The following is a 21,877-nucleotide window of genomic DNA, read 5'->3' as shown; positions in this document are numbered from 1 at the left end:
TTGGTGAATATCGCACTGCAACCTAGCACACTCGACGGTCAGATGGATGTCAGTCGGGGGACGCTACCGGTATACTCCGCCCATGCAATCTGACGCCCACTCCGTTCTCCAGCATGTCTTCGGCTATCACCAGTTCCGTGGTGAACAGCAAGCCATTATCGACACGTTAGTAAAAGGCGATGACGCCCTGGTGCTGATGCCCACCGGTGGTGGTAAATCCCTTTGCTACCAGATTCCCGCGCTGGTGCGCAGCGGCATCGGCGTCGTCATCAGCCCACTGATTGCTCTCATGCAAGATCAAGTGGATGCGCTCAAGGCCCTGGGGGTGCGCGCGGCCTTCCTGAACTCCACCCTGGATTTTGAACAGGTGCGGCGGCTGGAAGATGATCTCCTCAGGGGCGAGCTGGATATGCTCTACATCGCCCCGGAGAGACTGATTCAGCCACGCACCCTGTCATTGCTCAAACAGGTCGACATTGCCCTGTTCGCCATTGATGAGGCCCACTGTGTTTCCCAGTGGGGCCATGACTTCCGCAATGATTACCTGCAACTGTCCCTGCTCCACCGTGAATTTCCCACGGTGCCACGCATCGCGCTGACCGCCACCGCCGATCAACGTACCCGCACAGAAATTGCGGAACGCCTGGACCTGACTCAGGCGCGCCACTTTGTCTCCAGCTTCGACCGCCCCAATATCCAGTACCGCATTGAACGCAAGGACGGCGCCCGTAACCAGCTGCTTCGCTTCATCCGCAGCGAACATGATGGCGATGCCGGTGTGGTCTATTGCCTGTCGCGCAACAAGGTGGAGACCGTCGCTGAGTGGTTGTGCCAGCAGGGCATTAACGCACTGCCCTATCACGCCGGCCTTGCCGCCAATGTGCGTGAGAAGCATCAGCAGCGCTTTTTACGTGAGGACGGCATTGTCATGGTCGCCACCATTGCCTTCGGCATGGGTATCGACAAGCCGGATGTGCGCTTTGTCGCCCATCTGGATCTCCCCAAGAGCGTCGAATCCTACTATCAGGAAACCGGTCGTGCGGGTCGGGATGGCGAACCGGCCACTGCCTGGATGGCCTATGGGCTGGAAGACGCCATCAAACTCAAACAGATGCTCGCCCAAAGCAACGGCAGCGATCAGCACAAGCGCAATGAAAACCAGCGCCTGGAAGCCATGCTCGGTCTGTGCGAGGTCACCCACTGCCGCCGCCAGGCCTTGCTGCATTACTTTGATGAAACACTGGAACAGCCTTGCGGCAACTGCGACACCTGCCTGAACCCGCCGGAAACCTTCGACGCCAGTGTCGCCGCTCAGAAGGCGTTGAGCTGCGTCTACCGCACCGGCCAGCGTTACGGTGCCGGCCACCTGATCGATGTGCTGATTGGTAATCGCAGTGACAAGATCGCCAGTGCCGGCCATGACCATGTCTCCACCTGGAACATTGGAGGGGAGTTCAGTGCCGACCAGTGGAAAAGTATCTATCGCCAGCTGGTGGCCCGGGGGCTGCTGAGTGTGGACATGAACGGCTACGGAGCCCTCAAACTCACCGACGCCTGTCGCCCTTACCTCCGTGGCGAACAGCCGCTGCATCTGCGCAAGGAAATCGCCAAAGCCAGAAAAGCCGCTACCCGCAAGAGCCACGCCAATATTGCCGATACCGACCGTACCCTGTGGGAAGCGCTGCGCGCCTGCCGCAAGCGGCTGGCGGAAGAAGAAGGCGTGCCACCTTACGTGGTCTTTCATGACGCCACGCTCATGGACATGCTCGCCATCCGGCCGCGCAACCGTCGCGAAATGGCGGCAGTCAGCGGGGTCGGTGATCGCAAGCTGGAACGATACGGGGAGGAATTCCTCGCCGTGCTCAATGGCGACGATGCCCCCCCTGGCGTGGCCGAATCTCAGGGCCCGGACCGCAACGACATTCTTGCCCTTGCCCAGGCCAACATGGCTCCGGCAGCGATTGCCCGCCAGCACAACCTGAACGAGCAGACCGTGTACCGGGAGCTGGGGCAACTGATCGCCGCTGGCCAGCTCGGACTGGAACAGGCGCTTGGCCTCAGCGACGTGGAAATCGGCATCATTCAGGACGCCCTTCTCAGCCAACCGAATCTGGCCGAGGACACCTTCAGCTATCGCCAGATAAAGGAGTACCTGGCCGATGACTGGCCCACTGGCGTGCTGCACTGTGTGCGTCAGGCGATCCTTGCCCAGTGCTGATTCCTGCCCTCGCCACGAAGCCGCTGCAGGAACGTAGCGTAGCGGAGTAACGCACGGAGTTCGGCCCCGAAGGGGTGAGCGAAGCGAATAACTTCCCTGCAGGCGATCCGGGCCTGAGCGAGGAAATCAGAAGCGAGTTTCGAAAGGCTAAACCCCAAGCCTGTTGTATGGCCGTCGGTTTTTGATTTTCGAAACTCGCTTGTGGAATCCCTACCTCGCCTTGACTCGGATCGCCTGCAGGCAGGCTCCTGCGACAGTTCTATCGCAACACCCAAGACACCAAATGCAGTTACATGCACTGCACATCAGCAACACGCCTCACACTCTGTAAGAAAAAGCTTACAACGGCGCAACAGTTTCCTTCGCCCTCCCCGCCTAGAGTATGTACATCAGTTCATGACTCATCCCAACCCACAAGGGGCGCACCATGGAAAACGAAGAAATGCTGGATCTGGAATGGATGCCAAACGACCTGGATGCCATTTTTGAAGATGCCCATGCCGATACCCATGGCCGCTGGGAATCCGTGCAAAACCAGAGCCAGGACACCCAGGCGGCCTGATGCCGCCGGTCTCCCCGCCGCAAATACCCCTCGTGCCAAAGGGCCGAATCAGGTAGGCTTGCCGCCCATTTCGCGCTGGCTTGACCCCTGATGCACTTTTCCGAACTTGGGCTTTGCGAAGCCCTGCAAAACGCTGTTGCCGACAAGGGCTACGATACTCCCTCCCCCATTCAGGCCCAGGCCATTCCGGCAGTGCTGGAAGGCAGGGACGTGATGGCAGCAGCCCAGACCGGTACCGGCAAGACCGCAGGCTTTACCCTGCCGTTGCTGGAGCTTCTGCGTTCCGGCCAACCTGCGGGCCACAATCAGGTGCGCGCCCTGGTGCTGACCCCGACCCGGGAACTGGCTGCCCAGGTGGCCGAAAGCGTGGCCACCTACGGCAAGCACCTGCCGTTGAAGTCCTCGGTGGTGTTTGGCGGGGTCAAGATCAACCCTCAGATGCAGCGCCTTCGCGGTGGTGTCGACATTCTGGTGGCCACGCCCGGCCGCCTGCTGGACCTTTACCAGCAAAACGCGGTGAAGTTCGACAAGCTGGAAGTGCTGGTTCTGGATGAAGCAGACCGCATGCTCGACATGGGCTTTATCCATGACATCCGCAAGATCCTCAGCAAACTCCCGCCGAAGCGACAGAACCTGATGTTCTCGGCCACCTTTTCACCGGATATCCGTGCTCTGGCCAAAGGCCTGGTAAACAACCCGGTGGAGATTGATGTGAGCCCGCGCAACACCACCACCGAGCTGGTTTCCCAATGGGTAGCCCCGGTGGACAAGAAGCGCAAGCCTGCGCTGCTTACGCACCTGATCCAGGAACATAACTGGTACCAGGTGCTGGTATTCAGCCGCACCAAGCACGGCGCCAACAAGCTGGCCAAACAGCTGGAAGCCAGCGGCATTGAAGCGGCAGCGATTCATGGCAACAAGAGCCAGAATGCCCGTACTCGTGCCCTGGCCGACTTCAAGGGAGGCAAGATCCGCGCCTTGGTCGCCACCGATATCGCCGCCCGCGGGCTCGATATCGAGCAATTACCGCAGGTGGTCAACGTGGACCTGCCCAACGTGCCAGAAGATTACGTACACCGTATCGGCCGTACCGGTCGCGCCGGTGCCACCGGCCAGGCCATCTCTCTGGTCAGTGCGGACGAGTTCCAGCAACTTACCGATATTGAGCGGCTGACTCAGCAGCATCTGGAACGTCGCCCCGTGGCTGGCTTTGAGCCCGGCGATGCGCTGCCCCAGGCGCGTCCACTCCAGGCCCCGAAGCGCAAGCGCCCCAAAAAGCCCAAGCAGCCCGGTGAAGGCCAGAGCCAGTCTCAACGGCAATCGCAACCTCAGGGCCAGCCTCGCAAACAGGGAGGCCAGCAAGAGGCACGCCCGGCAGGCAACCGCCCTGCCCGCGCCAACGGCAACAAACCCGGCGGGGGCAACGGCCAGCAACGCCGGCGTCGTCGCCCCAGCGGGAGCCGCCCGCAGGCGAAGGCCGGGGCCTAACGCACGGGCACAAAAAAAGCCCGCCTGGAATAGGCGGGCTTTTTTATTGCGCGATGCAAATTACGATACAGTTATCGTTGCATCAGCAGTGATGCATAGTGCCCCATATAGTTCTTCAGCTCTTCATCGCTGAGATCCTTGAGCACCTTGTTGTTCACGGAGTGCACCGCCTTCCGGCTACCATCCACGCCCACATTCAGGGCTTTCTGGGTCACGAAGCCGACCTTCACATTCTTGGTGTTCACGACAAACACCTCATCAATGATCTTGTCTGCCAGGTCGCCCATCACCCGGGTGACCAGCGCCAGATCTTCTGTGCCGCGGCCTTCCGCACACAGTGCTGACGCCTTGCTGAAATCGGCGGCAAAGGCATCATCTACCGGGAACGCGATGTATGGGTGATCGCCATTCTCTTCACCGGCTTGCCAGTACATGTCCTTCACATTGGCCACCACCGGCGCAAACTCGGTGTTGGTGACCTTCTTGAAAATCTGTCGAGTCAGCATGCTGGAGGCTTTGCCCGCAGTAGACACGGCAAAGTCGATGACCTTTTTCTGGCCACCAGACAGGTTTGCCATGTTGGCAGGTTCCACCAGGAACAGACTGATCACCCGGTCAGTCAGGTGATCCACCATGTGTATGAACTTCTCGGCGCAATCCTTGCGGTCGTGCTCTATGGCATGAAGAAAATCTTCGGTGCTGTTGACCAGCGCCGGGTTCGCGGGAATCGCCACCACGTTCTGCATGTGTGTCATCCTTACCTGTTGATATCTGACCGGGTATAACCCGTTAAACCGTCGATTTTACGGTGCAGGCCGCAACAGGGAAACAGCCGCAGGGACTGAATTACAAAGCGCATACGTCAATACTGCAGAGTGCGTACATCCCGGCACTCAACCTGCCTCAGGGGAGTGCTGACTTGGCCGAATCTGAACCGGTGGCGTCGTGATCATGGTGCCATCCATGGCGCAGTCGGGTCCCAACGTCACGGCATCAAAGGTGGCCCCGGCATTGTCGTTGGTCCAGGCCAGGGTTACCGGCCCTGGGCCACATACCCCGCCCAACAGCGGCACCCTCACCTTGACCTGCATATCTTCCACCGTGAGCTGGCCCGGATGATCTACCTGCCCTTGCCACGGCAGGCCCAGCGCCTTGATGCTCTTGCAAAGGGGGTTGAAACCACCGAAATGGACAGCCGTGACAGTGATATGGCCACTGCTACCGACTTCACCATCAAACGTGGTCTTGCAGCTCACAGGGATACTGCCTTTCTTGAGGGAGAGATCGCCGCTGGCCGAAAAGCCACCGGCGGGTAACACGCTAACGGGAGTAGAGGCCACTGCCGATGCGGCTTCCAGCATCAATGCGGCGGCTATGACATTCCTTATCATTATTCTTATCCTGCCAATTTCATGCATAGGCATGGTGGCATGGAGCCGCGTCAAAGCCAAGGCAGCCAGACGGGTAAAAACGCGGGAATATGAGACCTGTTACGCAGGAAGAGCACGTGCCGACCATAACAGCCGGCACCAAAACATCCGCTCAGACGAACTGGGAACCGATGGCGTAGAGGACACCCAGAATCACCACCCACTTGGCCACCACGTAGAAGGTCTTGTTGCGACGCTTCACGGACTTGAGGAAGTGCTTGTACGCCAGCACACCCTTGCCGAGCTTGTTGCCGAACCCGGTGTGCTCGGGGTTCAGGTTGTCAATAAAGAACAGGCGGTTGAAGAACCAGCCGAAGCTCCAGTAGATCTTCTCCACAAACTTCAGTTTCATGGGGCGATCCACATCCGTCATCAGGATGATGCGGGGCTTGTCCGTGTTGTTCCAGGCAGAGTGGATATAGGTTTCATCGAATACCACGCTGTCGCCATCGCGCCAGATGTAATCATCCTCGTTGATGGTCAGGCCACAACCCTCGTCATTGGGCGTGCTCAGGCCCATGGAATAACGCAGGGTGTAGGCAAAGGGGTCATGGTGACGGTTCAGCTTCTTGCCCGGCATCAATACCGCGAACAGGGCGATGTTCATGGTCGGAATCTGATCCAGCAGGGCCATGGTCTTCGGCGCCAGCTCGTAGGCCGAAGGCAGCTTGTTGTCGTACACCTTGAGGTAAAAGCTGGTCCAGCGGCCGTCCTTGTAGAAGCTGCTGGCAGGCAGGTCATCCTTGGCGGTGATATTACCACCGGTATAAAGCGCCAGCGCCTCGTCACGGATGGTTTCCCAGTTATCCTCGATCAGCTGCAGCTCGGGAAAGTGCTTCTTGTCCACCTGCGGAGTGGTGGGCACCTTCGACAGCAGATAGGCCGGGATGTTGAACGGCACCATAAAGGTCGAAAAGTCCGTCAGCTGGCGCTTGAGCCCGAACGGCTCCGCATTGCGGATACGGATAAAGACAATACACCCCACATAGATCAACAGGGCGCTGATAATCACTGCCATGGAGAACCTCTTAATGACGTACAACCCAAGGGTCATTCTGGACACTGGGCGGGCATTCTAAAGCAAAATGCGCCCCGAATCCGGCACTATATCCACCGAACAGACCACTCGACGGCCAGGAAGGCCCGCCCGGAACGCCTGCCGGGGCCGGAACGGGTTTCTGTGATGCGAAAGAAACCGGCAACACCAAAGCCGGCACGCTTCATGCCCTGATTCAGGTAGCCTCCCGCCAATCCGCAAGCCTATACAAAACACCCTAACCAATTTGGGGGATGTGCAGCACACAACCCAGCCCTACTCTTCCCTTAATGAGGAAATATCGTTACCGGTGCGTCCGCGCCAGGCGATGTCTGAACATAAAACAAGGGGGAATTATGATGGGGTCATCCAGGGCGACGCCGGACCGTTATCGCATCAACCGGTTCTGCAATCGCGCGAATCTTGCCATTGGATTCAGCGCTCTGCTCATGCTGGGCTCACAACAGGCACTGGCCGGCGCCGGCGAGCTGGACACCAGCTTCGGCACAAACGGCTGGGTGGAAACCGAAGTACTTGAAAACACCCTGCCGCCGGAGGACCAGGCCAGTGCGGTTATCGAGCAACCTGACGGCAAACTGGTGATCGCCGGGCATACCCAGATCGATGGCAAACTGAACGGTCTGCTCACCCGTTATAACGTTGATGGCACCCCTGACAGCAGCTTTGGCAACAGTGGCATGGTAACCCTGGCTATCGGCACGGATACCAACGTCATCACTGCCATGGTTCGACAGCCCGATGGCAAGCTGGTGGTTGCCGGCAGAACACAGGGCAACAACCGCCGTTATGATTTCTTTATCGCCCGCTTTCTTGAAGACGGCACCCCGGACATCAGCTTTGGCAGTAATGGCATTACCGTTACCTCCATCAATGCCGCCAATGACATTGCCAATGCGCTGGCACTGCAAGCGGATGGCAAGCTGATCGCGGCCGGCTATGCCAGTGGCGCAGAAGGCATTGATTTCGCGCTGGTGCGTTATAACAGCGACGGTTCTGTGGATACCGGCTTTGCCGACAATGGCATCGCCGTGCACAACCTGGCCGGGGGCACAGGCGCCGATATCGCAACCGGGCTGGCCATCCAGAGCGATGGCAAAATCGTGGCTGCAGGCCGGGCAGACACCGGCAGCGATTTCGACTTTGCCGTGACCCGATTTAATACAGACGGTTCACTGGATGCCGGTTTTGGCGCTGCAGGCATGGTACTCACCGACATGGGTGGCAGCTTCGATTACGGTCGTGCCGTGATCATACAGCCAGACGGCAAACTGGTGGTGAGCGGCGAGGCCCGTGACACGGACAACAAAATCAAGATGGCCGTTGCGCGCTATAACAGTGACGGCAGTCTTGACGCCGGCTTTGGCGTGGCCGGGAAACAAAAGATCCTGGCCGGCGCCACCATAACCAGAGGCTACGACATCATCCTGCTGCCCGATGGCAAACTGGCCGCCGCCGCACAAAGCTACACCGATGGCATCAGCCACTATGATTTCACCCTGATACGCCTCAACAGCGATGGCAGCCTGGATACCGGTTTCGATGGGGACGGTCACGCCGTCGCCCCACTGCCAATTCATAATTTGCCCCAACGCCTGCTGCGCCAGGCCGATGGCAAGCTGGTGATGGTCGGCTTGACCAACAATCTACAGAGTACCACCGGTAACGACCTGACCGTGGTGCGCTTCAATGACGATGGCAGCCTGGATACCGGCTTCAACAGCAGCGGCAGCCTGGTTGCCAACCTGGGCACCTGGTCCAGCAGGGCCACTCTCAGAGGCCTGGCACTTCAGGCTGACGGCAAGTTTCTGGCAGCCGGTAATGCTTTCGGCGGACAGGACGAAGATGCCGTCATCGTGCGCTACAACAGTGATGGCTCTCTCGATACGAGTTTTGCCGATAACGGCATCAGCCACACCGATCTGGGAAACACCGAGTACCTGAACGACCTGCTGGTGCAAGCGGATGGCAAGGTGGTGGCGACTGGCCAGCTGAGCGGCTCTGTTACCAGCCTGCTGTTGCGCCTGAACAGCAACGGCTCTGCAGACGCGAGCTTTGGTACCGCCGGCGCCGTGCAGACCAATGTGTCCAGCAACGCTTATGAAATCCCCAATGCCGTCTTGCAGCAAACCGACGGCAAGCTGGTCTCGGTGGGTTACAGTTTTAACGCAAGTCAGGCACGGCCCGAATCCATGATCCTGCGCCACAATATCGATGGCACCCAAGACACCAGCTTCGACAGCGATGGCATCGTGACCACCGACATTGGCGGCGACTACAACTATTATGTCGCCGTGGCCCAACAGAGTGACAACAAGCTGGTCGCCCTGGGATACACCGGTACCACCGAACGGCAACTCACCCTGGCTCGTTACCAGACAGACGGCTCCCTGGACCCCAGCTTCGGCACTGCCGGCATCGCCATCGACAATGCCGGTGCGGCAAACACCCAGGGCGTTGATCTGGTCATCCTGGCCAGCGGCAAGATTCTGGTTGCAGCCAACACGATCGATGCTAACGGCAACCAGGATTTCGCCCTGCTCCGCTACAACGCCGACGGCAGCCCTGACACCGGCTTTGCCAACAACGGCAGCATCACCACCGACTTTGCCGGCGGCAATGACATTGTTCGCGATCTGCTGGTACAACCGGATGGCCAGATCCTGCTGGCAGGTTCAGCCACCAATGCCAACAACGCCCCCGGTATCCTGCTGGCACGTTTCAATCCGGACGGCAGCCTGGACAGCTACTTTGGTCAGGGCGGTAAAAGCTTTATCGACATCTCCACCAGCGCGGCCCGGATCGCACTCCAGGCCGACGGCAACATTCTGGTGGGCGCCAATGCCAGCTCGCCGGCCAGATTTCTGGTGGCAAGAGTTCTCGGCACTTCGGTGGATAGCGATGGGGACGGGGTGCCGGACGACTATGATGCCTTCCCGGACAATGCCGCCGCGGCCCAGGATGACGACAACGACAGCATGCCGGATGCCTGGAATGCCGGCTGTGACAGCACCTGCCAGGCCAATTCCGGGCTGACGCTGGATCTGTTGCCCGGCGACAGCGACAACGATAACGTGCCCAACGACAACGACGACTTCCCCAACGACCCCACCGAAACTACGGATACCGACGGTGATGGCGTGGGCGACAACAGCGATGCGTTCATCAACAACAGTGACGCTTCCGTGGATGACGATGGCGACGGCCTCCCGGACGCCTGGAATCCGTCCTGCGACAGTAGCTGCCAGGGCAACTCCACGCTGACACTGGACGCCTATCCTGGCGACGAAGATAACGATGGCATCCCCGATGAATCCGATGACACCTTCGGCGACAACAACCCGCCTGAGGTAATCGCCCCTATGGACATCAGCTTGATCGCCACCGGGGAATTGACAGAAGTGGAACTGGGCAGCGCCTATGCCAGCGATGCGAAGGACGGTCTCCTGACGGCCTTGCCGGATACCACTGACAACGCGACCACCGTTGAACTGCCTCCGGGGCGTCATGTCATCACCTGGACCGCCACCGATAATGCAAACAACGCCAGCAGCGATACCCAGATCATCGAAATTACGCCGCTGGCTCGCTTCAGCAGTAGCGCCCAAATGGTCGGCGAAGGCAGCCTCGTCACCCTCACGGTCACCCTGAATGGCGATGCTGCCAGCTATCCAGTGATCCTTCCCGTAGAACTGGCCGCTGAATCCACCGCCACCCAGGATGACCATGACGGTGCGTCGCACACCCTGGTGATTGAAGAGGATGCCGAGCCAGCCAACACAGCCACCTACCAGTTCACCGTCATCGACGACGGCCTGACTGGCGAAGCGGATGAAATCGTGTTGTTCAATCTGGTCCAGAATAACGGGCTCGACGCACTGGAACATGCCGCCCTGGGTGATGCAGGCAAACAGCACAGCGTCACCATCACCGAGCTCAATGTGGCTCCCGTGATCAGCAACGTGACCCTTGCCATCATTGGCGGTGACGGCAGCAAAGATGTGGTGTTCACCGGTAGCGAGATTGAGCCGCAGAAAGTGGTCCGCCGTAATCAGGACTACCTCCTGAGCGCCGCGCTCACCGACGGCAATCCGGAGGACAGCCACACCTACAGCTGGATGATCAACGATGTGCTGCAGGCCGAAACCGGCGCCACCCTCACCCTGAACCCCATGGATTTTGAAGCGGGTGAATACACCATCAGCGTGCAGGCACTGGATGACGCCAACCCGCCGGAGTACAGCAACACCCTGGCGGCCAGCCTGACGCTGGAGAACCCGGCACCGCAAGCCAGCCAACAGGGCGGCGGTTCTGGTGGCGGTGGTGGTGCATTGCACTGGTTCTGGCTGTTTGCCGGCCTGCTACTCATACGGCGACAGCGCCATTGCTAGTGCCTGAAACAACAGCCCCGTTATTACGGGGCTGTTTGTTTCTATCGGTCGGATAATTGGCTCGCCGATGGGGACAGGGTACATTTCTCGCTACGCGACAAAACCGAGACTCTCCATGCTCCGATTACCTGCCCTGCTACTCGCCCTGCTCTGCAGCCTCATCCCCATGCTTGCTACCGCCCAAGGCGGCACGCCGACGATCAAGGATGTGCTCGAAACAGACCAGAAAGCCGGCGAGGTGATTGCCCAGGTGCAAGAAGACGACCGCCTGCGCCCCGGAGACACCCCGCTGACCACCTTGCTGGCGATCATGGAAGCCGGGAATCAGGGAGACTGGCAGGCCGCTGGCGCTTATCTGGATATGCGTTATCTGCCCGCCGACATGACCGGTGCAGATCCCGCGATCCTGATTGAGCAACTCAGTATTGTCTGGGGGCAACAACGGATTCTTGACCTGACTCGCCTGTCCAACCAGCCGGAAGGTCATCTCGATGACGGCCTGCCCAGCTACCGCGACAAGCTCGGCACCCTGACACTGCCCGACAGCAGCCAACCACTCTACCTGCAACGGGTACCGGAAAATGGCCGTCGCGTCTGGAAGATTTCCAATGCCACCGTGCAGGAGATTCCGCATCTTTGGGAGGTCTTTGGCTACAACCCGGCGATAACCCGGCTGGCCAACTACCTGCCCGACTTTACTATCCTGTACATGAAAAACTGGCAGATCGCCGGTTTCCTGATCATGGTGATCGGCGCCTGGTTGGCAGCGGCCTTGTTACGCAGACTGCTGCTCTCAGCACTGGAGCATTCCGAGCGCTACAAGGACACCCTGCATCGCTTCTTTTCAGTACCCTTGCGCTGGTTCATTTTTTTCAAGCTGCTGCAAATTGGTGTGGGCGAACTGGGCTTATCCATCAAGGCCCGGGTTTACCTGAATGAATCGGCACTGGGCTACCTGGCCACGGTGTTTCTGGCGCTCGGTATCATTGAACTGCTCACCGCCCTGTTCCTCAGCAATGCCACCAACAAGAAATACTGGTCCGGCATCATTCGTCCAGTGCGTACCATCCTCAAGATCGTCGCCATCGTGGTGATCTTCCTGCTCTGGCTGAGTGATTCCGGCTACGACATTACCACCGTGCTGGCAGGTCTTGGCATCGGCTCCATTGCCGTGGCCCTGGCGGCCCAGAAGACTCTGGAAAATGTCATCGGCGCCTTCACCCTGTACATTGCCAAACCCGTACAACCAGGTCAGTTCTGCGTGGTCGGTAGTATCGCCGGCATCGTTGAGGAAATCGGCCTGCGATCCACCCGCATTCGTCGCATGGACCGCAGCGTGGTCTATGTGCCCAACTCGGTACTGTCCAGCGCCAGTATCGAAAATATCAGCGAGTCAGACTTCCGCCGCTTCCAGCGTGATCTGCACATTCGGCTGGGTGCGACCCCCGACCAACTGCGCAATCTGCTCGCGGACCTGCGGCGCCTGATCTACAGCCACCCTCGCCTTACCGACCGGGCCGCACGGGTACGGTTTGTGGAGATCCTTCGCGATAGCTACCGCATCCAGATCAACTGCTATGTGGACAGCAAGGAGTGGAGCGAATTTCTGGCAGTGAGCGAAGACCTTAACCTGCGCATTCTCGGTTTGCTGGATCAGCATGGGTTGCACCTTGCCGTGCCCGTGCAGCAATGGGTGCGTGGAGATGCCCCCGCTCAACCCGACGCCAGCGACGTGCCCAGCGATACCCTGATGGCCTTCCCCGACTTCAACAAGGAAGAAAAAACGGCCATGAAAGGCAATCTTCCCTACCCGGAGAAGGGCCGCGCCGCCGACCGTGAGGACGATACACCATGAGCCAGCCAATGCCGCGCCCTGCCCTCATTCTGGCAGGCCTTGCACTGCTGTCACTCCTGCTCAACGGCTGCAGCTTCCACCCCGGTACCGTGCAGCCCGAACAGCTCCGTGAAGGCGCGCAACAGCACGAGGAAGAGGCGCTGACCGTCACTGCCAATGTGATCAGTGACCGCGAGGCCAGGGAAATCTTTGGCGTCGCCCTGGGAGTTCACGGTATTCAGGCAGTGTGGATCGAGGTGGATAACCACACATCTCATCAACTCTACTACCTGCCTGTCACGACCGATCAGGAATATTTCTCACCACTGGAAGTGGCCTGGAAGGTAAAAGGCAAGTTCGACAGGGACGACGAACAAGCGGTGGACCGCATGTTTATCGAGCGGGCGATGCCGGTAAACCTCCCTGCAGGAGAGCGCACCAGCGGCTTTGTCTTTACTAACCGCGATCTTGGGATGAAAGTGGTCAACGTAACCTTGCTTGGCGGCGGCAGAAGCTGGCAGACCTCGTTCATGGTGGATGTCCCCGGCATCAAGCTGGATGTGGAAAAGGTCAACATCGAGGAACTGTACGAGCAGCATGAATATGTGGACATGAGCCGCGAGGAACTGCGCCAATGGCTCGCCAGGCAGCCCTGCTGCACTACCAACGAAGACAGCAGCGGCAGCGGGGATCCCCTCAACTTCGCGCTGGTGGGCGATAGCCAGTTGCTGCTCAGTGCCATGGTGCAACGCGGCTGGGATCTGACAGAGCGCATTCATGGCGGCTCCATCTGGAAAACCACCAAGTCCTTTCTGATCGGTTCCAGTTACCGTTACTCCCCGGTGAGTTCACTGTATGCCCTCGACCGGCCCCAGGATCTGGCCCTGCAAAAAGCCCGCGGCAATATCCACCAGCGTAATCATCTGCGCCTGTGGCGGGCCCCAGTTATGTGCGAAGGTGAAGCCGTCTGGTTGGGTCAGATCAGTCGCGATATTGGGGTACGGTTCACGTTCAAATCTCCCACCCTCACCACCCACAAGATTGATCCCGATGTGGATGAGGCAAGGGATTACCTGCTGCAGGACATGATCTTCTCGCAACGGCTGTCTGAGTTTGGCTACGTCAGAGCCATGGATGCCCGAAGCATTGCCGAACCGGGCCACAATCTGACAGGCGACCCCTTCATTACCGATGGACTGAGACTGGTGATGTTTTTCCACCAGCCGATGACGCCCATGCATCAAGTCAAAGACCTGGATTGGGAACACCCCAACCGTGATCGGCGAGCCTGGTTAAATCAACAACGCGCCCCAGCTTCTTCAACGCCGGAGTCTCCCACCCCGTAAACTGTTCACCGCGGAATCAAACTTGCCGGCCGGCTTGCTTGCGCACGCTCATGGCAAGCGGGGTCATTTTTTTCACGACACACTCATTTTCAAAAAAAAAGCCTCTTCTCAGAGGCTTTTCTTGTCGCTGCTTACGAGAGCAGGTATGCCAAGCGTGGATTACTTGCCTGCATCCAGCGCCTGGTAGTAATCCATCAGGATCTGCGCCACTTCCGGGCGGGAGAATTCCGGCGGCGGGGCAATGCCCTGACCCAGCATCTCACGCACCTTGGTGCCGGACAGCAGAACAAAATCGTCCTTGGTGTGATCCGGTACATCACGCATCATCACCACACGATCGAGCTTTTTGGAGTAAGCCGTGTGATCGGCTTCGAAGATCTTGATCTCCAGTGCGCCCGCCGGAACTTTGTCCTGGAAGATGGTCTGGGCATCGAAAGCACCGTAGTAATCGCCCACACCCGCATGGTCACGGCCAACGATCAGGTGGCTGCAACCACAGTTCTGACGGAACACGGCATGCAGTACCGCTTCACGGGGACCGGCATACAGCATGTCAAAGCCGTAACCGGTGATCATCACGGTGTTGGGCGGGAAGTACACTTCCACCATCTTGCGAATGGAGGCATCCCGCACGTCAGCCGGAATATCACCTTCTTTGAGCTTGCCCAGCAACATATGAATCAGGATGCCGTCAGCGTTCAGGGCTTCCTGAGCCATGCGGCACAGTTCTTCGTGGGCGCGGTGCATCGGGTTACGGGTCTGGAAGGCCACCACGTTGTTCCAGCCACGCTCAACGAACTCGTTGCGGATGGATACTGCAGTGCGGAAGGTATCCGGGAAGTCATCGGCGAAGTAGGAGTAGCTCAATACCTGAATATCGCCGGAAACAATGAAGTTACCTGCCGCCAGGAAGTTGGCCACACCCGGGTGCTGTTTGTCGTTGGTGGCAAATACCTGCTCAGCTACGGCTTCCAGTTCTGCGTCGGTGGCTTCCTCAATGGCGGCCACGTCCATCACCGCAATCACCGGCTGGCCATCCACGTTCGGGTCACGCAGGGCAATGCGCTTTGCGCCTTGAATAGCGCTGACATCCTTCAGCATGTTGACGATCGGCACCGGCCAGAACAGGCCACTGGCGGTGGTCATGTTGTCGGCCACAGAGAGCATGTCCGCCTTGTTCATATAGCCGGTCAGCGGGGTGAAATAGCCAGCCCCCATCATCACCGCGTTGGCGGCAGCGGCAGAACTGATCACCACCGAAGGCAGGGATTCCGCTTCGTGCTGCAGAGCAACGCGTGCGGCTTCATCGGCAACGTACAGAGGGGTTAATGCGTCCGCACCATGCGGCTTGACCAAAGCGACCATCTATTCACTCCAAATGCTAAATCAACGGGGTGTCCATGTAGCGGCGGAGTATAGCAAAGGATAAGCGGCAGGTCGGCCCGGCAATGAGGCATAAGGGAAGCACAAACAGGCATAAGGGCCCAACGTGCCACAGAAAGTCAATTTAATGGCTCGCAACACCCGGCCGGCATCCCACAGGAAGCCACCACTGAAGAAGGCCTCTGCCTGCGAGGCCTTTAAACAATCGGTGGCTCACCCGCCAGCGTCGGGCCTTTTTCGATATCCGAAGTGAACACTTCCAGGGACTGCGCCACCTCGCTGACTTCCTCAAAGCGGGCAATGTGGTAAAGGGCTTCGCCTTCGTTAACCAGCGGCAGGTTGTTACGGCCGACCAGAATGCCGGCGGCGGGGGCGTAGATGTTCACATCATCGCCACCGAAGGGGCTGGAGATGCGACCAATCAGATCGCCTTTCTTGATCCAGGCGCCGAGGGCAACCAGCGACAGGAAGACACCATCACGCTCGGCACGCACCCAGCTGGAAGAACGGGCAATGTAGGGCTCACGAGGAGCCTTGGAACGGCGGGAGCCGGTCATGCCGAGATGCTGCATCACATTGAGCACCCCCTTTACGCCAGCCCGGATGCAGGACTCCTCGAAGCGCAGCGCTTCACCGGCTTCATAGGTAACAACCGGAATCCCCTGAGCCTCTGCCACTTCTCGCAGGGTACCCTCGCCCAGTACCGAATTGATGACCACGGGTACACCAAAGGCATTGGCCATGGCGGCAGTGTCATCATTGGAAAGATCCGCACGAATCTGTGGCAGGTTGGCGCGGTGTATGGCCCCGGTATGCAGATCCACCGCGTGGGTAGCGCGATCGAGCACCTGGGTCTTGAACTGCCAGGCCATGCGCGCACCCAGGCTACCGGTTTCGGAACCGGGGAAGCAGCGGTTCAGGTCACGACGATCCGGCAGGTAGCGGGTCTTGTGAATGAAACCAAACACATTCACCACCGGTACCGCCAGCAGAGTGCCGTTAATGCTCTTCAGAGCAGAATGACGCAGCAGACGCCGAATGATCTCCACCCCATTGAGCTCGTCACCATGAATGGCCGCGCTGACCATCAATACCGGGCCTGGCTTGCGCCCATGTATGACGTGGATGGGTACGTTCAGCGGCGTCTGGGTGTATAGCTGGGCGAGCGGCAATTCCACCTTGGCCCGGCTGCCGGGCTGCACGGTAATGCCGTCAATTTCAAAAGGCGTGTTTTTCGATTCTTTTGGATTTTTCATTCTTCACCCAAGACCACAAACTCGTGACTACCGCTGGTCAGCACAGCCGACTTTCACGCAAAGCGGGTTTTCGCTATTAACTGTTAATTATTAACTGCCTTTCAGCCCTTGGAGCCCTTAGTCTGTGTCCGGTAGGGACGCGCGTCCTTTTCGATGAACTTGATCACCATGCCGGCCACATCCTTGCCGGTCGCCTGCTCAATCCCTTCGAGCCCCGGAGACGAGTTCACTTCCATTACCACCGGACCATGGTTGGAGCGCAGAATATCGACCCCCGCCACGTTCAGCCCCATGATGCGTGCAGCCCGCACGGCAGTGGCACGCTCTTCCGGGGTGATACGAATCAGGCTGGCGCTGCCGCCCCGGTGCAAGTTGGAGCGGAACTCGCCGGGTGCGGCCTGGCGTTTCATGGCCGCAATCACCTTGCCACCCACCACGAAGCAGCGGATGTCTGCGCCGCCCGCCTCCTTGATGTATTCCTGCACCATCACGGAAACGTTCAGGCCCATGAAGGCTTCAATCACCGATTCAGCTGCCTTACGGGTTTCCGCCAGCACCACACCAATGCCCTGGGTACCTTCCAGCATCTTGATCACCAGCGGCGCACCGCGAACCATGTTGATCAAATCGGGAATGTCATCCGGGGAGTGGGCAAAACCGGTAATCGGCAGGCCAACCCCTTTTCGTGACAACAATTGCAAGGAACGCAGCTTGTCCCTTGAACGTGAAATGGCCACGGATTCATTGACCGAAAAGACTCCCATCATTTCAAACTGACGGACCACGGCGGTGCCGTACTGGGTAATGGAAGCGCCGATACGCGGGATCACCGCATCAAAACCTTCCAGTACTTCACCCTTGAAGTGAATTTCGGGTTTGTGCGCCACCATGCTCATGTAGCAACGCAGCGTATCGATCACATGCATTTCATGGCCGGCGGCCTCACCGGCTTCCACCAAACGGCGGGTGGAATAGAGTCGCTTGTTTCTCGATAGAATGGCAATTTTCATGGCAGCACTGTCTGTTTTGGTTAACTGGCTAATAGCGTTATAAGGCGTTGTGGGCATGTCGGTCACGGGTTGTCCCGATCTCCTCCCAACAAGAATGAGGCTGTCGGCTCGACCATGATTTCTGTCATGGCGGTGCGGCCCAGCAGCATTCTGAATTTCATGTTTTCACGATCGGTCAGGGTGATTTCGATAGGCCACTGGCGGCCGCCCAGATCAATCGTGGTCAGGATCACGGGGCGCTCTTCCTTGTGACCACCGGAGTCCGTCACCACGCGACGATCAAGCACCGGAGTTTCGCATACGGTCACTTGCGGCTGATCCTGAATGGGGTGCAGGGAAAAACGCACCCACTCGACCCCTTCGCGCTCGAAAGCTTCCACTTCGAAGGCATGAAGTGCGGAGGTGCGCGCTCCGGTATCCACTTTCATCTTGATGGCATCGATGCCCAGTTCCGGCAAGCTGGCCCACTCGCGCCAACCCACTACCACTTTTCCCATCAGTCGCGTCCCAGCAATTCAATCTTGTAACCATCCGGATCTTCCACAAACGCCAGCACCGTGGTGCCGTGCTTCATGGGTCCGGGCTCACGGGTCACCTTGCCGCCCCGCTCACGAATACGCTCACAAGCAGCGTACACGTCATCCACAGCAAGTGCGACATGGCCATAGCCAGTACCCAGATCGTAGGAGGACTGGTCCCAGTTCCAGGTCAGCTCCAGAACCGCCCCCTCAGACTCGGGCTGATAACCCACAAACACGTTGGTAAAGCGGCCTTCCGGGTATTCCTTGCGACGCAACTCGGTCATGCCGAGCACATCGGTATAGAAGGCGACCGAGTTTTCGAGATTGCCCACACGCAGCATGGTATGAAGGATTCGCATGATTCGCTGGCTCCTGAATTCGTAGACCGGGTCTCAGGGGCGAATAGTGGTGGTAGAGGCAGGAATTGACAACAAAAAAAGCCGAAAGCCTGACGCCCCTTACCCATTAGCCTGAAAAGCGATGGGATTTTGTTCGTCAGGCTTCCGGCCTCAAGCGCTTGGCATGCTTCAGGGCAAGAACAGGGAGCCCTGATCTTCTACCCAGGCTTCCGGCACGCGGCCCTCGCGGATACGCTGCGGGTGATCCCCCACATCAACCCGTGCCACCTCCTGGCCTGAGGCGTAATTGAAGACGGACATCTGGTCGGTACCACTCCAGGACACATAACAATGCTCACCGTCCTTGCTGGTGGTCACCCAGTAGGGCTTTTCACCAATACCCTGCTTGAGGCTATAGGCAAAGGTTTCACGATCCACCATCGCCACATAATCGCTCATGGTGCCAGCCACACAGAGCGTCTTGTTGTCTGCACTGAGTGCAATGCCATGATGGGCCGAGTCGTTCACATACAGCTCGCGGGGCAGGCCGTTGGTCAGGTCTGGCAGCTCCGCCAGGCGCAGAACTTTTTCCTCTTCCATGTCGTACTCAATAAAGCCATGCAGGAAGGAAAGCTGGAAGTAGAAATAACGGTCGTCGGTGGTATGCGCCATGGGCCGCACCGCCGTGCTGAGGTTGCCATATCCCGCCTCTTCCAGATCACCAGCCAGATCCAGCTTCTTGATGATCTCCATGCTGTCGGCATCCACCACCTGGAAAATCCGCTCACCCTTGGTGGCATCCAGCAGATTTTGACCTAGCAGAGCATCAGTGACATCACCGATCAACTGACTATCCAACGGGGTATATACCGTGCCGATACTCGCGTGGTAGATACGCTTGCCGTCTTTGGAATAGATATTTTCATGGGGGGAATCCCCGGACGGAAACCGCTTGAGCTCAGCCCCGGTTTCCACGTCCAGGATGTGCACCACGTTACCGGTGGAGGCAGAGACGGCCACCTGGGTGCCATCTGGAGAAACGGCCATGTGGTCAGACCGATACCCATCCACCTCAAAACGCCATTCAATCTCGCCGGTAGCGATATCAATGCCCACCACATCCGCGTAACTGGGACGAGACACAATCAGCAGGCGACCATCGTTGCTGCTATACATGTCATCCACATACTGGTGGTTGCCTTCACCAATCAGCAAGCGAATACCCTGGAAAAACAGCAGGTCTTCCGGGTTGCTGGCGATGGCGGCCTCCCGTTCAGTCTGGTCCGGAATGCCATTGATGCGCCCCAGGCGGGTGTAGGTATCCCTATCCACCACATCGACCATGCCTTCCCAGTTATTGCCCACAAAAATCACATCACGAGCCCTCGCAGCGGGCTCCGGCAGGATCGGCGTCTGAGCCTCTTCCGACACATTGGGTACCGGCGCCTGCGCGGCACTGGATGAAGCCTCAGCCGGCGCGCTGGAACTCCCTCCCCCTCCACAGGCGGCTAAAGACAATGTCAGGGCAGCGGCCAGCAGGGTGCGACGGGCCAGTAAAGGCAATGCAGTAGACGGATGCGGGGTCATGGTCGATATCCTCCCAACAGGAATTTCTATTGTTCTTCTGAGTCGACCAGCTTAATTGTGACGATGGTACAAATTAAATGGGAATTCGTTTTCGATGTGTAACGGGGGGGCGCAAAGCGCCAATTCCCTGACACCAGACACGCAAAACCGCCGCAGCCTTTCAGCATACGGCGGTTTTTGTGTGAGCGTCAGGTGTCGGGCATCAAACGCCCGGCGTTCATCAGCTCAGCTTGCGGCCGGTCTTTGCAGCGATACGCAGGCGCAAGGCGTTCAGCTTGATGAAGCCTTCGGCATCCTTCTGGTTGTAGGCGCCGGCATCGTCTTCAAACGTGGCGATGGAAGCATCGAAGAGGCTGTCATTCTCGGAGCGACGACCCACCACGGTAGCGTTGCCCTTGTACAGTTTCATGCGCACTTCGCCGTTCACATGCTCCTGGGTCGCATCGATAAGCTTCTGCAGCGCCAGACGCTCCGGGCTCCACCAATAACCGTTGTAGACCAGTTCAGCGTACTTGGGCATGACGGAATCCTTGAGGTGCGCGGACTCACGATCCAGAGTCAGGGACTCGATGGCGCGATGCGCCGGCAGCATGATGGTGCCACCGGGGGTTTCATAACAGCCACGGGACTTCATGCCCACGTAACGGTTTTCCACCAGGTCCAGACGGCCGATACCGTTGTCGCCACCCAGCTTGTTCAGCTTGGTCAGCACTTCGGCGGGGCTCAGTCGCTCACCGTCGATGGAGACGATGTCACCCTTCTCGAAGCCCAGAGTGATGTAGGTGGGCTGATCCGGAGCCGCTTCCGGGCTCACGCTCCAGCGCCACATGTCGTCTTCCGCTTCCCACCACGGATCTTCCAGGTTGCCGCCTTCATAGGAGATGTGCAGCAGGTTGGCATCCATGGAGTACGGGGATTTCTTCTTCTTGCTGGAGAAATCCACCGGGATATTGCGCTCTTCACAATAGGCCATCAGCTTTTCGCGGGAGTTCAGGTCCCACTCACGCCACGGCGCGATGACCTGAATACCGGGGGCCAGTGCATAGGCGCCCAGTTCGAAACGCACCTGGTCGTTACCCTTGCCGGTGGCACCGTGGGAGATGGCGTCAGCGCCGGTTTCCTCAGCGATTTCCACCAGACGCTTGGCGATCAGAGGGCGCGCGATGGAAGTGCCCAGCAGGTACTCACCTTCATAGATGGTGTTGGCGCGGAACATCGGGAAAACGTAGTCACGGACAAATTCTTCGCGCAGGTCTTCAATGTAGATTTCCTTCACACCCATGGCTTGTGCCTTGGCGCGGGCCGGCTCCACTTCTTCGCCCTGGCCGATATCAGCGGTAAAGGTCACCACCTCACAGTCATAGGTATCCTGCAGCCATTTAACGATTACCGAAGTATCGAGACCGCCGGAATAGGCCAGCACTACCTTGTTGATCTTGGACATTGAAAGACTCCGCAA

At 58.5% G+C, this 21,877-nt stretch carries 16 protein-coding genes; 6 read left to right on the top strand and 10 right to left on the bottom strand.

The annotated features are described in order from the left end of the window. The first annotated feature begins 82 nt into the window (after positions 1-82). The 3 genes from recQ to GFN93_RS15300 all read left to right on the top strand — a co-directional run bounded on the left by recQ (position 83) and on the right by GFN93_RS15300 (position 4,268). Positions 83-2,218 carry a DNA helicase RecQ gene (gene recQ, locus GFN93_RS15305; protein ID WP_153502190.1) on the top strand — a complete coding sequence of 712 codons (2,136 nt, stop codon included), beginning with the start codon at positions 83-85 and terminating at the stop codon, positions 2,216-2,218. Positions 2,219-2,645: 427 nt separating this feature from the next. Next, positions 2,646-2,780 (top strand): hypothetical protein, encoded by a 135-nt coding sequence (locus GFN93_RS17495; protein ID WP_268885578.1) that lies wholly within the window; start codon positions 2,646-2,648, stop codon positions 2,778-2,780. A gap of 90 nt (positions 2,781-2,870) precedes the next feature. Then, a complete protein-coding gene (locus GFN93_RS15300) occupies positions 2,871-4,268 on the top strand; it encodes a DEAD/DEAH box helicase (protein ID WP_153502189.1) in 1,398 nt (465 codons plus the stop codon). A gap of 71 nt (positions 4,269-4,339) precedes the next feature. Here GFN93_RS15300 and GFN93_RS15295 read toward each other — a convergent pair whose 3' ends face one another. The 3 genes from GFN93_RS15295 to GFN93_RS15285 form a co-directional block, all read right to left on the bottom strand. Further along, positions 4,340-5,014 (bottom strand): hypothetical protein, encoded by a 675-nt coding sequence (locus tag GFN93_RS15295; protein WP_153502188.1) that lies wholly within the window; start codon positions 5,012-5,014, stop codon positions 4,340-4,342. Between the two features lie 147 nt (positions 5,015-5,161). Beyond that, the gene (locus tag GFN93_RS15290) at positions 5,162-5,659 is read right to left on the bottom strand and encodes an activator protein (protein ID WP_235902081.1); all 498 of its coding nucleotides are present in this window, start codon (positions 5,657-5,659) and stop codon (positions 5,162-5,164) included. 151 nt (positions 5,660-5,810) lie between these two features. Continuing rightward, the gene (locus tag GFN93_RS15285) at positions 5,811-6,716 is read right to left on the bottom strand and encodes an aspartyl/asparaginyl beta-hydroxylase domain-containing protein (RefSeq protein WP_153502187.1); all 906 of its coding nucleotides are present in this window, start codon (positions 6,714-6,716) and stop codon (positions 5,811-5,813) included. A 374-nt stretch (positions 6,717-7,090) separates the two neighbouring features. Here GFN93_RS15285 and GFN93_RS15280 point away from each other — a divergent pair, with 374 nt between their 5' ends. From GFN93_RS15280 to GFN93_RS15270, 3 genes are all read left to right on the top strand, one after another. Next, entirely contained in the window at positions 7,091-11,143 is a 4,053-nt protein-coding gene (locus GFN93_RS15280; protein WP_194285830.1) for a hypothetical protein, read from the top strand. 115 nt (positions 11,144-11,258) lie between these two features. Next, positions 11,259-12,998, top strand: a complete 1,740-nt coding sequence (locus tag GFN93_RS15275) for a mechanosensitive ion channel family protein (RefSeq protein WP_194285829.1) — start codon at positions 11,259-11,261, stop codon at positions 12,996-12,998. Beyond that, complete coding sequence (locus GFN93_RS15270; protein WP_153502184.1) at positions 12,995-14,323, top strand: LssY C-terminal domain-containing protein; 1,329 nt, start codon at positions 12,995-12,997, stop codon at positions 14,321-14,323. Before GFN93_RS15275 ends, GFN93_RS15270 begins: the two co-directional genes overlap by 4 nt. A 159-nt stretch (positions 14,324-14,482) precedes the next feature. Here the strand turns inward: GFN93_RS15270 and sat are convergent, their stop codons facing one another. The 7 genes from sat to GFN93_RS15235 form a co-directional block, all read right to left on the bottom strand. Then, complete coding sequence (sat, locus tag GFN93_RS15265; protein ID WP_153502183.1) at positions 14,483-15,688, bottom strand: sulfate adenylyltransferase; 1,206 nt, start codon at positions 15,686-15,688, stop codon at positions 14,483-14,485. Positions 15,689-15,903: 215 nt separating this feature from the next. After that, a complete protein-coding gene (locus tag GFN93_RS15260) occupies positions 15,904-16,962 on the bottom strand; it encodes a succinylglutamate desuccinylase/aspartoacylase family protein (protein WP_153502182.1) in 1,059 nt (352 codons plus the stop codon). 101 nt (positions 16,963-17,063) lie between these two features. Further along, complete coding sequence (gene rimK, locus GFN93_RS15255) at positions 17,064-17,972, bottom strand: 30S ribosomal protein S6--L-glutamate ligase (protein ID WP_153502181.1); 909 nt, start codon at positions 17,970-17,972, stop codon at positions 17,064-17,066. Positions 17,973-18,034: 62 nt separating this feature from the next. Then, a complete protein-coding gene (locus GFN93_RS15250; RefSeq protein WP_153502180.1) occupies positions 18,035-18,469 on the bottom strand; it encodes an ATP-dependent zinc protease family protein in 435 nt (144 codons plus the stop codon). Beyond that, positions 18,469-18,852, bottom strand: coding sequence for a lactoylglutathione lyase (gene gloA / locus GFN93_RS15245; RefSeq protein WP_153502179.1), 384 nt, complete (start codon positions 18,850-18,852; stop codon positions 18,469-18,471). Before gloA ends, GFN93_RS15250 begins: the two co-directional genes overlap by 1 nt. Before the next feature lie 168 nt (positions 18,853-19,020). After that, a complete protein-coding gene (locus tag GFN93_RS15240; RefSeq protein ID WP_153502178.1) occupies positions 19,021-20,418 on the bottom strand; it encodes a YncE family protein in 1,398 nt (465 codons plus the stop codon). Positions 20,419-20,638: 220 nt separating this feature from the next. Beyond that, positions 20,639-21,862 (bottom strand): argininosuccinate synthase, encoded by a 1,224-nt coding sequence (locus GFN93_RS15235; protein ID WP_153502177.1) that lies wholly within the window; start codon positions 21,860-21,862, stop codon positions 20,639-20,641. Positions 21,863-21,877 lie beyond the last annotated feature (15 nt).

This window comes from Alcanivorax sediminis, from assembly GCF_009601165.1.
Taxonomy (GTDB): domain Bacteria; phylum Pseudomonadota; class Gammaproteobacteria; order Pseudomonadales; family Alcanivoracaceae; genus Alcanivorax; species Alcanivorax sediminis.
The sequence above is the reverse complement of the archived record's forward strand: the minus strand, read 5'-3'. Positions and strand labels throughout refer to the sequence as shown.

Excerpts from the sequence above, each read along its gene's own strand:
- GFN93_RS15235 (WP_153502177.1), bottom strand. The coding sequence starts at position 21,862 with ATGTCCAAGATCAACAAGGTAGTGCTGGCCTATTCCGGCGGTCTCGAT.
- GFN93_RS15300 (WP_153502189.1), top strand. The coding sequence starts at position 2,871 with ATGCACTTTTCCGAACTTGGGCTTTGCGAAGCCCTGCAAAACGCTGTT.
- gloA (WP_153502179.1), bottom strand. The coding sequence starts at position 18,852 with ATGCGAATCCTTCATACCATGCTGCGTGTGGGCAATCTCGAAAACTCG.
- GFN93_RS15250 (WP_153502180.1), bottom strand. The coding sequence starts at position 18,469 with ATGGGAAAAGTGGTAGTGGGTTGGCGCGAGTGGGCCAGCTTGCCGGAA.
- sat (WP_153502183.1), bottom strand. The coding sequence starts at position 15,688 with ATGGTCGCTTTGGTCAAGCCGCATGGTGCGGACGCATTAACCCCTCTG.
- GFN93_RS15240 (WP_153502178.1), bottom strand. The coding sequence starts at position 20,418 with ATGACCCCGCATCCGTCTACTGCATTGCCTTTACTGGCCCGTCGCACC.
- GFN93_RS15290 (WP_235902081.1), bottom strand. The coding sequence starts at position 5,659 with ATGATAAGGAATGTCATAGCCGCCGCATTGATGCTGGAAGCCGCATCG.
- GFN93_RS15270 (WP_153502184.1), top strand. The coding sequence starts at position 12,995 with ATGAGCCAGCCAATGCCGCGCCCTGCCCTCATTCTGGCAGGCCTTGCA.
- rimK (WP_153502181.1), bottom strand. The coding sequence starts at position 17,972 with ATGAAAATTGCCATTCTATCGAGAAACAAGCGACTCTATTCCACCCGC.
- recQ (WP_153502190.1), top strand. The coding sequence starts at position 83 with ATGCAATCTGACGCCCACTCCGTTCTCCAGCATGTCTTCGGCTATCAC.
- GFN93_RS15275 (WP_194285829.1), top strand. The coding sequence starts at position 11,259 with ATGCTCCGATTACCTGCCCTGCTACTCGCCCTGCTCTGCAGCCTCATC.
- GFN93_RS15295 (WP_153502188.1), bottom strand. The coding sequence starts at position 5,014 with ATGCAGAACGTGGTGGCGATTCCCGCGAACCCGGCGCTGGTCAACAGC.
- GFN93_RS17495 (WP_268885578.1), top strand. The coding sequence starts at position 2,646 with ATGGAAAACGAAGAAATGCTGGATCTGGAATGGATGCCAAACGACCTG.
- GFN93_RS15260 (WP_153502182.1), bottom strand. The coding sequence starts at position 16,962 with ATGAAAAATCCAAAAGAATCGAAAAACACGCCTTTTGAAATTGACGGC.
- GFN93_RS15280 (WP_194285830.1), top strand. The coding sequence starts at position 7,091 with ATGATGGGGTCATCCAGGGCGACGCCGGACCGTTATCGCATCAACCGG.
- GFN93_RS15285 (WP_153502187.1), bottom strand. The coding sequence starts at position 6,716 with ATGGCAGTGATTATCAGCGCCCTGTTGATCTATGTGGGGTGTATTGTC.